Annotated in this window: 22 protein-coding genes; 8 read left to right on the top strand and 14 right to left on the bottom strand. The window is 59.5% G+C overall.

Annotation, left to right across the window (positions count from 1 at the left end; all coding sequences use genetic code 11):
• Positions 1-1311: a guanine deaminase gene (gene guaD / locus JZX87_RS16820; RefSeq protein ID WP_206826887.1), complete on the top strand. Its 1311-nt coding sequence runs from the start codon at positions 1-3 to the stop codon at positions 1309-1311.
• A 3-nt stretch (positions 1312-1314) separates the two neighbouring features.
• On the opposite strand, the gene JZX87_RS16815 is transcribed toward guaD, so the two are convergent.
• Together JZX87_RS16815 and JZX87_RS16810 are read right to left on the bottom strand one after the other, a co-directional pair.
• Entirely contained in the window at positions 1315-1596 is a 282-nt protein-coding gene (locus tag JZX87_RS16815; RefSeq protein WP_206826886.1) for a type II toxin-antitoxin system RelE family toxin, read from the bottom strand.
• Positions 1586-1831, bottom strand: coding sequence for a type II toxin-antitoxin system Phd/YefM family antitoxin (locus JZX87_RS16810; protein WP_206826885.1), 246 nt, complete (start codon positions 1829-1831; stop codon positions 1586-1588). Before JZX87_RS16810 ends, JZX87_RS16815 begins: the two co-directional genes overlap by 11 nt.
• 178 nt (positions 1832-2009) lie before the next feature.
• Here JZX87_RS16810 and JZX87_RS16805 point away from each other — a divergent pair, with 178 nt between their 5' ends.
• Both JZX87_RS16805 and JZX87_RS16800 read left to right on the top strand, forming a co-directional pair.
• The gene (locus JZX87_RS16805) at positions 2010-3155 is read left to right on the top strand and encodes an alpha-hydroxy acid oxidase (protein ID WP_206826884.1); all 1146 of its coding nucleotides are present in this window, start codon (positions 2010-2012) and stop codon (positions 3153-3155) included.
• A gap of 54 nt (positions 3156-3209) precedes the next feature.
• The gene (locus JZX87_RS16800; RefSeq protein ID WP_206826883.1) at positions 3210-4142 is read left to right on the top strand and encodes a lytic transglycosylase domain-containing protein; all 933 of its coding nucleotides are present in this window, start codon (positions 3210-3212) and stop codon (positions 4140-4142) included.
• A gap of 7 nt (positions 4143-4149) precedes the next feature.
• Here the strand turns inward: JZX87_RS16800 and JZX87_RS16795 are convergent, their stop codons facing one another.
• The 10 genes from JZX87_RS16795 to JZX87_RS16750 form a co-directional block, all read right to left on the bottom strand.
• Complete coding sequence (locus JZX87_RS16795) at positions 4150-4914, bottom strand: hypothetical protein (RefSeq protein WP_183821291.1); 765 nt, start codon at positions 4912-4914, stop codon at positions 4150-4152.
• Positions 4915-5007: 93 nt separating this feature from the next.
• Positions 5008-5754: a metallophosphoesterase family protein gene (locus JZX87_RS16790; RefSeq protein WP_206826882.1), complete on the bottom strand. Its 747-nt coding sequence runs from the start codon at positions 5752-5754 to the stop codon at positions 5008-5010.
• Positions 5754-6110 carry a hydroxyisourate hydrolase gene (gene uraH, locus JZX87_RS16785; RefSeq protein ID WP_206826881.1) on the bottom strand — a complete coding sequence of 119 codons (357 nt, stop codon included), beginning with the start codon at positions 6108-6110 and terminating at the stop codon, positions 5754-5756. Before uraH ends, JZX87_RS16790 begins: the two co-directional genes overlap by 1 nt.
• Positions 6107-6625 (bottom strand): ureidoglycolate lyase, encoded by a 519-nt coding sequence (locus tag JZX87_RS16780; protein WP_502711320.1) that lies wholly within the window; start codon positions 6623-6625, stop codon positions 6107-6109. Before JZX87_RS16780 ends, uraH begins: the two co-directional genes overlap by 4 nt.
• Positions 6609-6968 carry a HepT-like ribonuclease domain-containing protein gene (locus JZX87_RS16775; protein WP_206826877.1) on the bottom strand — a complete coding sequence of 120 codons (360 nt, stop codon included), beginning with the start codon at positions 6966-6968 and terminating at the stop codon, positions 6609-6611. The genes JZX87_RS16780 and JZX87_RS16775 overlap by 17 nt, the downstream gene beginning before the upstream one ends.
• Positions 6965-7258, bottom strand: coding sequence for a nucleotidyltransferase family protein (locus JZX87_RS16770; RefSeq protein ID WP_148145719.1), 294 nt, complete (start codon positions 7256-7258; stop codon positions 6965-6967). The genes JZX87_RS16775 and JZX87_RS16770 overlap by 4 nt, the downstream gene beginning before the upstream one ends.
• 60 nt (positions 7259-7318) lie before the next feature.
• Entirely contained in the window at positions 7319-7816 is a 498-nt protein-coding gene (gene uraD / locus JZX87_RS16765) for a 2-oxo-4-hydroxy-4-carboxy-5-ureidoimidazoline decarboxylase (protein WP_148145720.1), read from the bottom strand.
• Entirely contained in the window at positions 7813-8757 is a 945-nt protein-coding gene (gene puuE / locus JZX87_RS16760) for an allantoinase PuuE (protein ID WP_210349070.1), read from the bottom strand. Before puuE ends, uraD begins: the two co-directional genes overlap by 4 nt.
• Before the next feature lie 88 nt (positions 8758-8845).
• On the bottom strand, positions 8846-9061 hold the full coding sequence (locus JZX87_RS16755; protein ID WP_148145721.1) for a hypothetical protein: 216 nt from the start codon (positions 9059-9061) through the stop codon (positions 8846-8848).
• Between the two features lie 13 nt (positions 9062-9074).
• Positions 9075-10028, bottom strand: a complete 954-nt coding sequence (locus JZX87_RS16750) for a homocysteine S-methyltransferase family protein (protein WP_206826875.1) — start codon at positions 10026-10028, stop codon at positions 9075-9077.
• Positions 10029-10187: 159 nt separating this feature from the next.
• On the opposite strand from JZX87_RS16750, the gene JZX87_RS16745 reads away from it, so the two are divergent.
• Positions 10188-10904, top strand: a complete 717-nt coding sequence (locus tag JZX87_RS16745; RefSeq protein WP_206826874.1) for a TetR/AcrR family transcriptional regulator — start codon at positions 10188-10190, stop codon at positions 10902-10904.
• A gap of 8 nt (positions 10905-10912) precedes the next feature.
• On the opposite strand, the gene JZX87_RS16740 is transcribed toward JZX87_RS16745, so the two are convergent.
• Positions 10913-11620: a DUF1045 domain-containing protein gene (locus tag JZX87_RS16740; RefSeq protein ID WP_183821286.1), complete on the bottom strand. Its 708-nt coding sequence runs from the start codon at positions 11618-11620 to the stop codon at positions 10913-10915.
• A gap of 126 nt (positions 11621-11746) precedes the next feature.
• Complete coding sequence (locus tag JZX87_RS16735; protein ID WP_206826873.1) at positions 11747-12970, bottom strand: NAD(P)/FAD-dependent oxidoreductase; 1224 nt, start codon at positions 12968-12970, stop codon at positions 11747-11749.
• Here JZX87_RS16735 and mnmC2 point away from each other — a divergent pair.
• From mnmC2 to JZX87_RS16715, 4 genes are all read left to right on the top strand, one after another.
• The gene (gene mnmC2, locus JZX87_RS16730; protein ID WP_206826872.1) at positions 12969-13733 is read left to right on the top strand and encodes a tRNA (5-methylaminomethyl-2-thiouridine)(34)-methyltransferase MnmC2; all 765 of its coding nucleotides are present in this window, start codon (positions 12969-12971) and stop codon (positions 13731-13733) included. The genes JZX87_RS16735 and mnmC2 overlap by 2 nt on opposite strands.
• An 83-nt stretch (positions 13734-13816) precedes the next feature.
• On the top strand, positions 13817-14215 hold the full coding sequence (locus JZX87_RS16725) for a hypothetical protein (protein WP_206826871.1): 399 nt from the start codon (positions 13817-13819) through the stop codon (positions 14213-14215).
• Positions 14216-14370: 155 nt separating this feature from the next.
• Positions 14371-14730 (top strand): hypothetical protein, encoded by a 360-nt coding sequence (locus JZX87_RS16720; RefSeq protein ID WP_286194789.1) that lies wholly within the window; start codon positions 14371-14373, stop codon positions 14728-14730.
• 203 nt (positions 14731-14933) lie between these two features.
• The gene (locus tag JZX87_RS16715; protein ID WP_183821282.1) at positions 14934-15503 is read left to right on the top strand and encodes an NADPH-dependent FMN reductase; all 570 of its coding nucleotides are present in this window, start codon (positions 14934-14936) and stop codon (positions 15501-15503) included.
• Positions 15504-15571 lie beyond the last annotated feature (68 nt).

Below are 15571 nucleotides of genomic sequence, written 5' to 3'. Positions count from 1 at the left end.
ATGACAGACACCCTCATCCGCGGACGCCTCCTGTCCTTCAAGCGCGCGCCTCAGTCTCTGACCGACAGCGACAGCTATCTTTACGAAGATGACGGCGGCCTGCTGGTCGATGCCGACGGAAAGATCACCGCGGTGGGGGATTATGCCAGGGTGAAGGCCGCCGCGCCGGAGGATGTGGTCGAGATCGACCATCGGCCACATCTGATCCTGCCGGGCTTCATCGACACCCATGTGCATTTTCCGCAGATGCAGGTCATCGCCTCCTATGCCGCGAACCTGCTTGAATGGCTGAACACCTATACGTTCCCGGAGGAATGCCGCTTCGTCGAGAGCGAGCATGCGACGCGCATCGCCACACATTTCTACGACGAGTTCCTGCGCCATGGCACGACGACGGCCGTCGCCTATTGCTCCGTCCACAAGACCTCCGCCGACGCCTTCTTTGCCGAAGCCCTGAGGCGCAATATGTGCATGGTCGGCGGCAAGGTGATGATGGACCGCAACGCCCCGCAGGGCCTGCTCGACACGCCGGAAATGGGCTATGACGAGACCCGCGCGGTGATCGAACAATGGCACGGCAAGGGCCGCAACCACGTCGCCATCACGCCACGCTTCGCCATCACCTCGACACCGGAACAGATGTCGGCGACGCAGGCGCTGGCGCAGGAGTTTCCGGACCTTTTCATCCAGACGCATCTGTCGGAAAACCGGGAGGAAATCCGCTATACCTGCGAACTCTACCCGGAGGCAAAGGACTATACGGATATCTATGCCCGGTATGGCTTGCTCGGAAACAAGACCCTGCTCGGCCACGCAATCCACCTGTCGGAGCGGGAAATGGATGTCCTGTCGGAAACTGGCAGCATCGCCGTCCATTGCCCGACCTCGAACCTCTTCATCGGCTCCGGCCTGTTTCCGCTGCGACCGCTGACACGCCGTGAAAAGCCGGTGCGCATCGCGGTCGCCACCGACATCGGCGGCGGCTCCAGCTATTCGATGCTGAGAACCATGGACGAGGCCTACAAGATCCAGCAGATATTGGGCGAGCGGCTGAACCCGCTCGAAAGCTTCTACATGATGACCAGAGGCAATGCCGAGGCGCTATCGATGGAAACCGATATCGGCACGCTGGATCTGGGCTCCGTGGCCGACCTCGTCATCCTCGATGCAGCCTCCACGCCGGCGATGAAGCTGCGGATGGAAACGATAAGCACGCTGCCGGAAGAACTCTTCCTGCTGCAGACCATGGGCGACGACCGCGCCGTGGTGGAAACCTACGTGGCCGGCAAGGCGATGAAGAATACGCTTTGATAGCTATCGCGTCTTGGCGCTCTTGTAGACCTCGGAATGCTCGCGACGCCCAACCGCAACGACAACGACGGTTATCCGCTCATCCTCGATACGATAAACCAGTCGACATCCGGCGGATCGGAGCTTTATCTTGTAGTGATCCGGCAGGCCGCGCAACGCGTCGGCCTGCACTTTCGGTCGCTGCAGCCGTTCGAAGAGCTTTCGTTTGAACTGCTCCCTCACGGTCGCGCCGAGCTTGTCCCACTCCTTCCGCGCTACCGGCAGAAATTCGAGCCTATAGGTCATCGAGATCGACCGGCACGCCCTTCTCACCGGCGCGCGCCTTGGCGATCTCGACAAGTGCCTGGTCGTCCAGGGCGTCTATCAGGGCTTCATAGGTTTCGGCCGGCACCATATAGGCCATAACCCGGTTATGGTTGAGAATGGCCACCGCACCGCCAGCAGCTCCATCAATCACCGCACTCGGATTCTTTTTCAGATCCGATACGCTGACTGCCATTTCCGCCTCGACACGCTGCATCGTCTCACCTCATTGGAGCTATATTTAGCACTATATATCGTACCGATATTGGGACTCTTATCAGATTTGAAACCTCTCGGCGAGCACCGCAAAAAATGCCTGAAGGCTCGAATTCCAGTTTCCTCCGGGCATCGATATGCTACCTGTCTGAAATCAATTTCAGGAGGAACCGATCATCATGTCCAAGCCGCTTACCATCGCCGATCTGAAGACAATGGCCCGTCGTCGGGTGCCGAAAATGTTCTTCGATTATGCCGATAGCGGCGCATGGACCGAAGGTACCTACCGCGCCAACGAGGACGATTTTTCCAAGATCAAGCTGCGTCAGCGCGTGCTGGTCGACATGACCAACCGCTCGCTGGCGACCACCATGGTCGGCCAGGATGTCTCGATGCCTGTCGCGCTCGCACCGACGGGCTTGACCGGCATGCAGCATGCCGATGGCGAAATGCTGGCAGCCAAGGCTGCGGAAGAATTCGGCGTACCCTTCACCCTCTCGACCATGAGCATATGCTCGATCGAGGACGTGAAATCGGTCACCTCCAAGCCCTTCTGGTTCCAGCTTTACGTGATGAAGGATCGCGGCTTCATCGAGCGGCTGATCGGCCGCGCCAAGGCCGCCGGTTGCGGCGCGCTGGTCGTCACCGCCGACCTGCAGATTTTGGGCCAGCGCCACAAGGACTTGCGCAACGGTCTTTCCGCCCCGCCGAAATGGACGCTGAACAGCGCCTTGCAGCTGGCGACCAAGCCGTCTTGGTGCTTGGACATGCTGCAGACCAAGCGCCGCGGCTTCGGTAATATCGTCGGCCATGCCAGCAATGTATCCGACCTTTCCTCGCTGTCGGCCTGGACCGCGGAACAGTTCGATCCGCGGCTTTCCTGGGACGACATCCGTTGGATCAAGGACCTGTGGGGCGGCAAGCTGATCATCAAGGGCATTCTGGATGAGGAAGATGCCCGCGCCGCCGCCGATACGGGCGCGGACGCCCTGATCGTATCCAACCATGGCGGCAGGCAGCTCGACGGCGCTCCCTCCTCCATCTCCATGCTGCCAAAGATCGTCGATGCGGTCGGCGACCGGATGGAAGTGCATTTCGACGGCGGCATCCGCTCCGGACAGGATGTGCTGAAGGCCGTGGCCCTCGGCGCAAAAGGCACCTATATCGGCCGCCCCTTCCTCTACGGCCTCGGCGCGATGGGCAAGCCGGGCGTGACGACGGCGCTCGAAATCATCCGCAAGGAGATGGACATCACCATGGCTCTGTGCGGCAAGCGCGACATCAAGGATTGCGGCACGAATATCATCGCCTCCTCTCCCTTCTGATTTGGGATAATGCGGAAAGCCGGTTAGGATGCCTCCACATGCGGCGGGGGCTAAATGGGCGGCTTTTTGCAGTCATTTGCGGTGGCGGCGACAACTCTGGCCATGCTCGGCGCAGGGAGCGGTATTGCGTCCGAAAAAGCCGAGACCACCAAGCGCGAAGAACCGGCTTGCCTCTACGAGCGATCTGTCGGCGGCAAGCCGACCTGCATCCGCAAGGACTTCTTCAATGCCGATCTTTGCAGCGCGATCGAGAGATCGGCCAATAGCCACGCCATTCCACCTGAATTTTTCGCGCGTCTTATCTGGCGGGAAAGCCTGTTCCGCCCGGAAGCCGTCAGCCATAAGGGAGCGGAAGGTATCGCCCAGTTCATGCCATCGACGGCAAGGATGCGCGGCCTTGGTAACAGTTTTCATGTCCTCGACGCGCTGGATGCTTCCGCCGCCTACCTGAAGGAAATGAGCATACGTTTCGGCAATCTCGGCTTTGCAGCTGCGGCCTACAATGCCGGGGAGAACGGCTTCTCCCGCTTTCTTGCCTCCGAAAGACTGCCGATCGAGACACGTGATTATGTCTTTGCCATTACCGGCACGCTGATCGAGACATGGCGTGACGACCCGCCTGATGTCGTAGCCCCGCCTCTCAGCAAGGGCCAGTCCTTTCAGGAGGCCTGCACGACACTGGCTTCAACACGTCGGATGACGGAACCGGTACTGACCACCTCCGCCGACTGGGCGCCGTGGGGCGTTCAGCTGGCGGCCCACCATCGCCCCGCCGTCGTCGACCGCCTTTTTACCCGCGCGATCCTTGACCTGCCGGCACCGCTGAATGAGGAGCGGGCGCTAATCGTCAGGCAACGCGGCGGCAATTTCGGATATCGCCCGCGTTATGCCGCAAGGATCGGCCGCGAGACGCGGCAGGAGGCGACAAAACTCTGCACCGCGATCAAGGCTGCAGGCGGTGCCTGTACCGTCTTCAAAAACAGATAGGGCCCCGTCAGCCGCACCAGCCGCCTTTGCCGGCTCCCGGTCGCTTGGCAAGACCTTCATTGACCAGCACGTCGGCGAGCGACCGGCCGTTGCGGGTCACGTCGCGCAGTTGATGCCCGTCAACCGCGGAATTGTTTCCCTGCCAGGTGACGAGTTCGAACGGGCCGGAATCGAGGAAGGCCCGCACCCGAAGTTTCGCATCACTGGCCTTGATCCGCTCAGCCTCGCAACGGGGCTTTTTGATATCCGGCACCTCAATGCCGACAAGACGAATTTTCTGGCCGTGGAAAACGAAGCGGTCAGCGGTCACCACGCAATCGTCCTGCTTGGCCGTGCCACAGAGAAAGAATTTGCCTTGATAGCCGCCAGCAAGGCTTTCACCTGATTTCGGAGCAGCAGCAGACAGAGAGGCAACCTCCAGACCCGGCTTGCCGACCGGCGCCGGTGGAATGATTGCGGCTGTCTGGGTCTGATCCGGCGGTCCGACCGGACGTGGTGGAACGGGAGTGACACTGCGATGTGATGGTGCGGGCTGCGGCTTGGCCACAGCCACCTTTTCCCGCGTCTCTTCCCGTGTGGTCGTGTGAGCTGGCTTATCTGTCGTCAGGCTGGCGACGAACTTCCGGGCCGGTGAAAAATTGTCGTAAAGCGCAATGCCGCCACCGATCGCGACGAGCGCAGCCATCCACGGCCAGAACGAGGATCCAGACCGCGACGGCGCACGTCTGCTGCTCTTGCGTTTCGAGCCTGATTTTGCGCGCGATGGGGCCATGGAATCATCTCCTGTCGAATCGGATAGGAGTATCGGCAGGAAGCCTTGCCGAATGGTTTCCAGAAATAGCCGTGTCCCGATCATCAGGATGTTTTACACACGTCCTGTTGCTAGCGCGCTTGCCCATTCAGCCCGGCCATTGGCGGCAGCAAGCCTCGACATTGCCATGTGGTCATAGGGTACGTTGCGGAAAAGCGGCGCCCAGCCGTGCCCCGTCTTCTCGATCACCGCATAAGAAGCCATGGCGTGGCCGGTTTCCACCTTGTGGTAGAAAGGCGCGTCATCGTCATAGGCAGGTTGGCCGACGCTGCCGGGATTGACGATCAGCCGACCGTCGGACAGCGACACCATGCGCGCAATATGACTGTGGCCGCAGAGAATGAGCGACTGCTCGATGCCCTCCGCCAGCACCTCGATCTCATCTTGAGGGCGCAAGGTGACATGCCCCTGCGGCGAGACCGTCTCCAGCCAATAAAGATTGTCGTCTTTAGGCGTCGCATGGCAGAGGAAAACCTCATCTCGCCAGATCATGCTGAACGGCAGTTTGTGCAGCCAGTCGAAATGCCGGGGCGACATCTGGCGATGCGCATGCGCGTCCGACGCCTCCAGTTGATCGGCAGTCTTCTCGACAAGGTAGCGATCGTGATTGCCGCGCACCGTCCGCTCAGCCTTCAGGTCGAGCAGCAACAGAAGGTCGCCTGTCTGATCCGCCTGAAGCGGCCCGCTGAAACAATCGCCGAGATTGACGATGTCGCGAATGCCGAGCGCAGAGATGTCATCAAGCACGGCTTTCAGAGCCGCACGATTTCCATGAACATCGGCGATCGCAGCAAAACGCATCAACTGCCCCTATAGGTGGAATAACCGTAGGGTGAGATGAGCAACGGCACATGATAATGCGCCGTGATGTCTGAAATGCCGAAACGGATCGGAATAACGTCAAGAAAAGCCGGCTCGGCAAGAGTGATGCCTTGGGCACGCAGATAATCGCCCGCATGGAAAACCAGCTCATAGGTTCCGGCGACAAAAGTCTCTCCGATCAGGATAGGTCCGTCATCGACCCGCCCATCCGCATTGGTCTTCACCGACTTGACTGTCGTCCGCGTGGCTCCCTCGATCCGGTAAAGCTCGATCACAAGCCCTTCGGCCGGCTTGCCGCTTGCCGTATCGAGCACATGAGTGGTGAGACCGGTCATAGGCTTGGCTCCGAAATCTGATAGGGCATCTCGAAAAAGAACTCTTCGAGATTGGCGGCGGTATTGTCACGGTCGACAACAAGGAAATCGCTGACCCCGCCGAGCGCCATCAGCGGATGATGCCAGGTATTGGGGAAATAGTTCACCCCCTGATGCGCCGCAGCCAGAAATATTCTCGGCCTCCCCGGTTTGCCATCCACATCATCCGACACGCCGACGAGAAACGGTCGGCCGGAGAGCGGCACGAAACTCTGGCTGCCAAAGGGATGCCGCTCCATCATACCGACTTCGTAGGGAAACTGCCGGGGCTGGCCACGAAAGATATTGAGGATCAGCCGCTCGGGGGCGCCGACCACCACCGGCTCTGCCAGCGCATGATAACGCTCCGTCGTACCATTATTGATCAGCCGCATCTTCGAAGGATTGGCCTCAATGACATCGCCATACGGCGCGAAGGCTTCTTGGGTGAGAGGCAGGATTTCGAGAATTTTGGTCAATTCATTCGCCTTGCGCATGCCAATTTTCAACGACTTGCAGCTTTTCCAAAAAGTCCGGGAGCGAGACACGCGCTGTCTCCCAGACTATGTTGAGATCTATTTCAAAATAGCCGTGGGCGATACGATTGCGCAGGCCTTGGATTTCGGACCATGGCACTTCGGGATGTTCGGAAAGAAATTCGGGATTTTCCCGGGCCATGCGGACGACGGCTTCACCAAGCATGAGTATGCTCATGCCCACAGCTCTCTGAATCATCAGATCATTCAGAAAAGCTTCGCGATCCACGCCTTCGACAAAGCGACAGGTATCCGCCGCGGCAGTCCGCATTTGATGCAGATACAAGCGTGTTTTGTCTGTCATAAAGGCTTCGCCTCAGCGAGCACGCGGGATCGTATCATGGCCGGCAGATCACCCGGTGTGAGCAAGTCCACCTTGATCCCGCCAAACATCTGCTCCAGCTCGTATTGGAGCCCGCCAAGGCTGAAAAGCGTGCTTCCCGGCAAGGCATCGACGAGGATATCGATATCGCTGTCAGGCCCATCCTCGCCGCGGGCGACCGAGCCGAAAACGCGCGGGTTCGCCGCGTTGAAGCGTTTCGTCGCTTCGCGGATCGCCTCGCGGTTCTTTTCAAGCACTTCCGACGGTCGCATCGGCACTACTCCTGTCATCACCACTATAGGCGACAGCGAATGTGGAAGAAAGCGTACCCCTCACCCTTGGGGTAAAAGCGCCAGCAATCGCAGATGCGCGATCCGCTCCACCTGCGCGCAGGCGGTCGCGAACTCTTCCTCGGCGCTGTTGGATATGCGTGTCTCGAAAGCTGCCAGAATATCGTCCTTGTTCAGCCCTTTCACCGCAATGATGAACGGAAATCCGAATTTCGTTGTATAGGCGGCATTCAGGGTCGTGAAGCGGGCGTGCTCTTCGGCGCTCAATCGGTCGAGGCCGGCGCCGGCCTGTTCCTGTTTGCTGTCTTCGGTCAGCTCGCCGGCGATCGCAAGCCTGCCCGCCAGATCGGGATGCGAGCGCAGCACGGCAAGCCGTTCTCCTGCGCCCGCCTTGCGAAACTCCGAAACCATCGCCGCATGCACGCCCTTCGCGGTCAAAGGCACGAAGATCAGGCCGGCATCATAGGCGCGTTCTGCTATGAAAGGCGAATGCTCGAACACGCCGCCGAAGGTCGCAATGAAATCCCCTCTTGCCGTCATACGGCACCTGCAGGCCGGTAAGCCGGCTTGTGGTGCTCATGCCAGTGTTTTGCGATCTCGATACGCTGCGGAACCCAGACCTTCTCATGGGAAGCGACATATTCCATGAAGCGGCGCAGCGCTGCCACACGACCCGGACGCCCCACGAGGCGGCAATGCAGGCCAACCGACATCATCTTCGGGCTGCCTTCCTCGCCTTCGCGATAAAGCGTGTCGAAGGCGTCCTTGAGGTAAGTGAAGAACTGATCGCCGGAATTGAACCCCTGCGGCGTGGCAAACCGCATGTCGTTGGTCTCGAGCGTATAGGGAATGATCAGGAACGGCTTGCCATCGCTGCCCGGCACCCAATAGGGCAGATCGTCCGCATAGCTGTCGGAGGAATAGAGAAACCCGCCCTCTTCCATCACAAGCTTCAGTGTATTGTCGGACGGCTTGCCCTGGTACATGCCGTATGGCCGCTCGCCGACAAGCTCGGTGTGCAGGCGCACAGCTTCGAAGATGTGCTCACGCTCCTTGTCGATCGGAAAATCCTTGTATTCCAGCCAGCGGTAACCGTGACTGGCAATCTCCCAGCCTGCTTCCTTCATGGCGGCGACCGCTTCCGGATTGCGCGCCATGGCAAGTGTCACGCCATAGACCGTGCATTGCATCTTCAGTTCGTTAAACAGCCGGAATAACCGCCAGAAACCCGCGCGCGACCCGTATTCGTAGATCGATTCCATATTGAGATTGCGCTGACCGGGCCAAGGGGCGGCGCCGACGATCTCGGACAACAGGTTTTCGGAAGCCGCATCGCCGTCGAGGATCGAGCTTTCACCACCCTCTTCATAGTTGATGACGAACTGCACGGCGACATTGGCGCCGCCGGGCCATTTCGGATCGGGACTGTTTCGGCCGTAGCCGACGAGATCGCGCGGGTAGTCTTTTATGGTTATTGGCATGTTCCACCTCGATTATTTACGGCAACGGTAGCGCACCGGTTCCGCAGATGTCGAGATGCAAACTTGTCCCCGTGATCAGCCGAGTTGATCAGTTGAGGCGATCATCCTGCCACTCGTGATAGCCCCCGTCGCCGAGACCTATATCGCGCAGCATATATTCGTCGAATTCCAGCTTAGACGCGAATGGCGGCCGCCCGACGGTCGGTTCGGCGGACATGTCGAGCTCGTGATGCCCACGCCAGTGAATATGCGTCAGGGCAGAGAATGCCGTGGATAGTGCCGGAGGGAATGCAAATATAGACATGGAACCTTCTCCTTCATTCGGCCGCCGCTTGTGGCATGCAGGCCTCGCAGATAGCTGCCACGTGCCGGTGATCGGTGCCACAGCAGCCACCCAATACGCACATCGACGGATAACGTGCTCTCAGGCTGCGGTAATGTCGACCGAGCTCCTGAGGATCGCCGATATCGATTTCAGTCGCCTCGTCCAGCTCTGCATGGCTCTTGGAAGAGGCATTGGCGCGCACACCGCCGATCCTGTGCAGCCAGGTATCACCGTCGACGAAAGCCTGTTCGAAGTGGACGGGGTGGGCGCAGTTGACCATGTAATAGGCGGGGCCATTTGCGGTCATGTCATCCGTCATCTCGATCGCTTCCCGCAAGGACATGCCGTTTGCGAGCCTTCCATTGGTCTCGACCGTGAAAGAGATCACGACGGGCAGCCCTGTCTCCCTGGCAGCCCGCACGATACCGATCGCCTCTTCGGTTGTGTTGATCGTCATGGCGCTCAGCATATCAACCGGTGTTTCGGCAAAGGCATCGATCTGATGGGCGTGATAATCCTCCGCCTCGGCCACGGACATCCGGCCCTGCTTGTAGGCGTCTCCCCGCGGCCCGATCACGCCGTTGAGCAGAATGGGCATACCCGGCCTTTGCCATTTTTCCCGCAAGCCAGCGACATAGTCGACGGAGCGAATATTGAGCGCCCAGAGTGCAGCAAGATCATATCCGAGCTTTGCCGCCCAGTCCGGGTTGGCCCGCCAGGTCGGTGTATCGAGCAGGAAACCCCGCCCATACTTCCGTGCGAGCGATAGATAGGCCTCATAATAAGCATCCAGCTCGGCGCGCCCGCTGGCATCATCGATGAGCGGGAAGGACGCGAAAAACGGCAGTTCCAGACCACGGTGGAAGATCAGCGTCGTCTCCAGCCCGCCATCGGTCAGATATATCTCTTGCCCCAGATGCGGCAGGCGTTGGCGATCGTTTTTCATCGTCATCTCCTGTGATATGATCGCCGCGGCGCGAAAACAGGTATGTCCCGAAGCTGCAGCTTGCCCGTTTGTTTTGCGCCCGGTGGACGCTTTGATCTACGCGGCTTGCGGTACAGCACGGCAACATATCGAAAACGTGAGCTCGCTCAGGGGGATACCATGTCCCGAAAGACCGAGGATTTGGCCGGGCAAGGCCTGGATGGCGCAAAAACCGTACCTCCGGTACAGTTTTCCTACGCCCGCGTACCGAAAAAGGGTGAAGCAACTCGCGAGCGAATCCTCGAGGTCGCGCAGATATCCGTGCTGTCCAAGGGCTTTGCCGCGACCTCGATCGAAGAAGTCATCGCTGAAGCCGGTATCACCAAGAGCGGTTTTTTCTACCACTTCCACGACAAGAACGAACTCGCCTGCGAGATGCTGCGCCGCTACGTGACCGAGAACGACCGCCTTTTCGACGACATTTTCGACCGCGGGCGAGAACTCGCGGATGATCCGCTGCAGGCTTTCCTGATTGGCCTCAAACTGCTGTCGGAACTGGCGCGCGACCTGCCGGGCGTGCATCCTGGCTGCATCATCGCTTCTATCTGTTATCAGGAGCGATTGTTCGATCGCGAGATCCACATGCTGAACGCCAGCTCTGTTGCCTCATGGAACAGGCGCTTCCTCGGTTATCTGGAAGAGATCGCCGCGGTGCACCCGCCGCAGGAGCCGATAGAACTGAAGGATCTCGCCAACATGCTGTCATGCACCTTCGACGGCGCCATCATCATGTCCAAGGTCCTGAACGATCCGACCCATCTGGAACGGCAGATCCTGAGCTACCGCACCTTCATCAAATTGCTGTTCATCCAGCCGCAGCCGGATCGACCGGTCTGAAGCGGTGCTCAGGCGATCTTGCGGGCTGCCACGCGTCCCATCGGGTGCAGCGAATGAACCTGAAGCGGCGCACCCGGCTCTTCTTCGACGAACAGCGCCAGGTTGGCGACCTCGACCGGTTTCGTCAGATAGGGCGAGAAATAATCCCTCAGTGCCGGTTCGATAAATGTGCTGTCGCGCGGCAGGAGCGGCCCCGTCAGCGCCATGTGGAAACGGAACTCGTCCATTACGTAAGGATGGCCCCAGCGATAGAGATTGGCGAATTGCGGAGCCGAGAGATCGCCCGGATCGCTGCGCTCGAATTCCGCATCCGACAACGGTGCGCGAAATACGTCGAACTCCTGCACGACGGCGCAGGCAAACAGTCGCATCCGTTCACAGGGAATTTCCGGCACGAGGCCGAAGAAATTGCCGAGCCTTGCCACTTCCAGTGGTGGCAGCTGGAATGGCTCGTGAGAGCCTGCAAACCGCATCAGGTGCCGCAGCAGCATGGGCTCGCTGATCTCGGGCGCTAGCCTGAAGGGCGCCTTCAATGCAGCATGAAACCCGCTACGGCGCGGAATGGCTGTGTGGAAGGAGATCTCGTGAAGACCGACGCCACGAATGGCAGGCGGCTCGGTAGCGTCTCCGGAAAAGGCGTTACGGCCGAGCCATTGCGACGCGGCGAGCGTCAGCGGATCATGTGCCGGTGGCGTGAAATATATGGCATAGCGCATGCGTCACCTTCTCGTGCATCCCTGTCAAACGCCCTGTTTAATTACGCATTTGCTTATTCAGTCCCTGATCAGGGACCTATGCGATTTGCGTGACAGATTAACGACGAAGATGAAGAAGATTCGCGTTTAGCGCGAAGCTACAGAAAGGTGGTTCTCCAGCAAAAACGATGCAGGAACCGGCATTATTCTGCCGGAAACGGCATCAAGCGCAGCCTCGGCCAGAAGATGCGCCACCCCGAAACTGACCTTGAAGCCCCCCGTCAGCGCGATCACGTTCGCGTTGTTTGGATGCGGCCCGACCATCGGGTCGCGATCGATCGCCTTTGGGCGCAGGCCGGCCCATCGTTCCACAACCGGAGCATTGCTGAGCGACGGCACCAGCGCCCTCGCCTTTGCAACGAGATCCTCAAGCTGATGATCGGTGGAGTACGGTTCGTCAAAAGCCTCCTCGCTGGTGCTGCCGAGCGCGATATCGCCATTGTCATGCGGCACGAGATAGAGACCGTTGAGATAAAGAAGCGGCAGGTCCGGATCGGCCCCGGCCCTCAGCAGTGCCGCCTGTCCCTTGACCGGCTGGCCGATCGGTTGCGGCAGCGGATCGGACAAGCCCTCGATCAGCGGAAAAGCCTGATGGCCGGCAGCCACGATGCAGGCGCCGAAGGCGATGCTCGTCCCATCGGCAAATTCCACACGGCTCGATGCGCCGTCGATGCGCGAGGCTGAAAGCCCCTCCACCACGGTAACGTGACGGCCGGCATTGAGGCTTGCACCGAGCGCCTCGGTCAGCTTGCGCGGCGAGACCCTGGCAGCGAAAGTGTCATGCACGATTCCGGCCTCGCAGAACGAGGCATCCGGCCAGCCGGGATGCGGTGTCTGGTCGGCGACATGCCAGTGAAAGCGACGACCGGCCTGATCCCAGTGCGTGGCGGCGTCCTCGGAATGGCGAAACGCGATCGCCCGCAGATGCGATTTCGGCAACGGGATCAGGCGACCGGTGCGGCGATAACCGCATGAAAGCCCCGTATCGGCCTCGATTTGCGCCACCTCGTCCTCGAGGGACAGCAGCGCGTCGAACTGGAACTGTTTCTTGTCGTTCCATTTGTCCGGCATATGCGGCATCAGCGCACCGAGCAGCCCGCCGCTCGTGCCGCGGCCGAGTTTTCCGCTGTCGACGAGCACGGTGCGGATGCCAAGCCGCTCGGCCTTTACCGCGGCCCACAGGCCCATGATGCCGCCGCCGAGAATGACCAGATCGGCAAAGGCCGGAAGGGTTGCCGCGCCACGCGGAGAACCGATAGTCCGCTCTCCAGATTGACCGCCGGCGCCAGCCGGATTATCCGCATTGCTCATGAGCGACAATGATCCCGAATTGAAGACAGTTGAGGGCGAAAGCCCGGCATTCCAGACACTCGACTGGCACGAAGGCGATATGCCGTATTCCCAGGAATTTGGCGATCACTTTTATTGCCGCACCGACGGGCGGCTGGAATGCGGCCACGTCTTCCTTTCCGGCAACGGCCTGCCGGAGCGATGGGAGACGATGTCACCAGCCGGAGACGGCTTCCGCATCGGCGAACTCGGTTTCGGCACCGGCCTGAATTTCTGCGAAACCTGGCGGCAGTGGAAACTCACGCGCAAGCCGGGCACGCATCTGCACTTCACCTCGTTCGAACTCTATCCGATGAAGCGCGACGAGATCGAGCGCGCCCTGTCCCGCTGGCCGGAAATCGATGCTGAGCGGCAGGCGCTTGTTGCGGCATGGCCGGACGACCCGACGGGGCATGTCATGCTCGAACTCGACGACCAGACCCACCTGACCGTCGTCTGCGGCGCGGCACTCGATGGCGTCACGGCGGCGGAGCCGGATTTCGATGCGTGGTTCCTCGACGGCTTCGCCCCGTCGCGCAATCCCGCCATGTGGTCGCCCGAACTGATGCAGGCGCTGTTTGATCGCACCAGACCGGGCGGCGGCTTCGCCACCTATGCCGCTGCGGGCTTCGTCCGTCGCAACCTCGGAGCCGCCGGCTTCATCGTCGAACGCCGTTCCGGTTTTGCCGGCAAGCGCGAAATGCTCTGCGGCACGCGGCCCAATCTCTCGTCCGCGGTCGACTGATCCCGGAAACTCGAAATTCCGCAACCGATCCTCTATCCGAAGAGCGCATATCGGTTTGACTGAAAACCGACAAAGGAACGCAGATGTCGATCACTGTACAGAAAACAATCCCCGCCGCGCGCATACGCCAGTTCCACCAGATGGTCGATCGCTGGCTTCAGGAAGGCCCGATCAAACTCGCGACCAATGCCACGCTGACTGCAATGGACAATGCCGGTATCCCGCAGGCTGAACAGGTGGCGATCCTTGAGGACCGGGATATCATCATGAAGCACAATATGCGCCTCGGTCTGATCAGCGAAGTATTCGCAGCGGCTATCGAAAAGGCCGTGAAACCGTCCCGGTCGGCAAGCGAAGCGCAGGACGAGATTGCTCGGCTGATCGTAACGGCGGTTGGCATCCGTCAGGATGATGAAAGCGAACTCGTCACATTCAACTTCGCCACCCAAAGCGAGGCAGACGCATTCGACGAGGCCATCTGACGGTACTGCGACCAACGGTCCTCAACTCGGTAATAGACCGGAAGGAATTTCGTGAAAGCCTCAATCACTGAACTTAAGTCACTCTGAAATTGACGAAACGACAGCGACGGTGATCGATCTCGATCATCGTCAGAGCGATGCGCAGGAGAGTCGGTTTGAAAAATGCAATTTTGGTCTTCGCTGGATTGCTGATCAGTTGCTCGACTGCAGCGGCCCAGGCAACGCAGTCCCCTAATATACTGAGTAAGGAGCAGTTTCTGTACTATGCCGCAAGCGCAGTCGTTGCGGGCATGTACTGCGGAAAACTCGAATTAAACGGCGATTTCTTCTTGGGATACGAATACGCTACCGGAGTTTATCCACCCCTGGATCCTGATTTTAGGGCTGAGGTGGCAAAGATTGAGAAGGATGCCAGAAGCGATATCGAGAACTACTGCAAGGCAGCGCGGCTGATGTTCTACAAGGGCAACAAACCGAAGCCTCTGGCTGGCCCTTTCCTGGTGGATAAGCCGTGACGGCACCTTCTGATGAGCGCAATTGATGCGTTGCCTCCGAAGATTATCAATCTGACCGGCGACCTTGCTGCCACTCGCTCCTGAGATCGCCTGAACTCCACAAAGCTCTTCCGCCCGCACATAGCAGCTATTCGCAATGAGCACCTGCATCCTTCTGCCCCAGGGGTCAAACAGATGCCTGTGTTCAACATAGGAATTTCAGCATGTCATTGAAGCTTAACGTGATCATCGGCAGCACCCGTCCCGGCCGTGCGGGCCCGGCCATTGGCAAATGGGCCGCCGAACACGCAAAGACACACGGCAAGTTCGAAGTCGAGCTCGTCGATCTCGCCGATTTCAACCTGCCGCTTCTCGATGAGCCGAACCATCCGCGCATGCAGAAATACCAGCATGAGCATACCAAGCGCTGGGCCGAAAGCGTCGCATCCGCCGACGCCTATCTGTTCCTGACGCCGGAATATGACTATTACCCCAATGCCGCGCTGATCAACGCACTGCAGGTTCTGTCGCTCGAATGGTCGTTCAAGCCTGCCGGCGTTCTGAGCTACGCCCACGTCTCCGGCGGCCTTCGTGCCGCCCAGGAACTGCGCATGCTGATCTCCAATCTCAACATGATGCCGATCCCGCAGACGGTTCCGATCCCCTTCTTCACCAACTTCATCGACGAGCAGAAGGTATTCAACCCGACCGCCCCGATGAACGAGGGCCTGAACGCAGCACTCGACCAGCTGGCAACGTGGGCAACGGCCCTGAAGGCCGGCCGCCAGGGCTGAGCCGTTTGAAAGCTGCAAAGCATTCAAAGGGGAGCCGTCACATCCGGCTCCCCTTTTTGATTGTTATG

This window comes from Agrobacterium sp. Ap1, assembly GCF_017313375.1.
In the GTDB taxonomy this organism is placed as follows: domain Bacteria; phylum Pseudomonadota; class Alphaproteobacteria; order Rhizobiales; family Rhizobiaceae; genus Neorhizobium; species Neorhizobium cellulosilyticum.
This window is presented reverse-complemented; position numbering and strand designations above follow the sequence as displayed.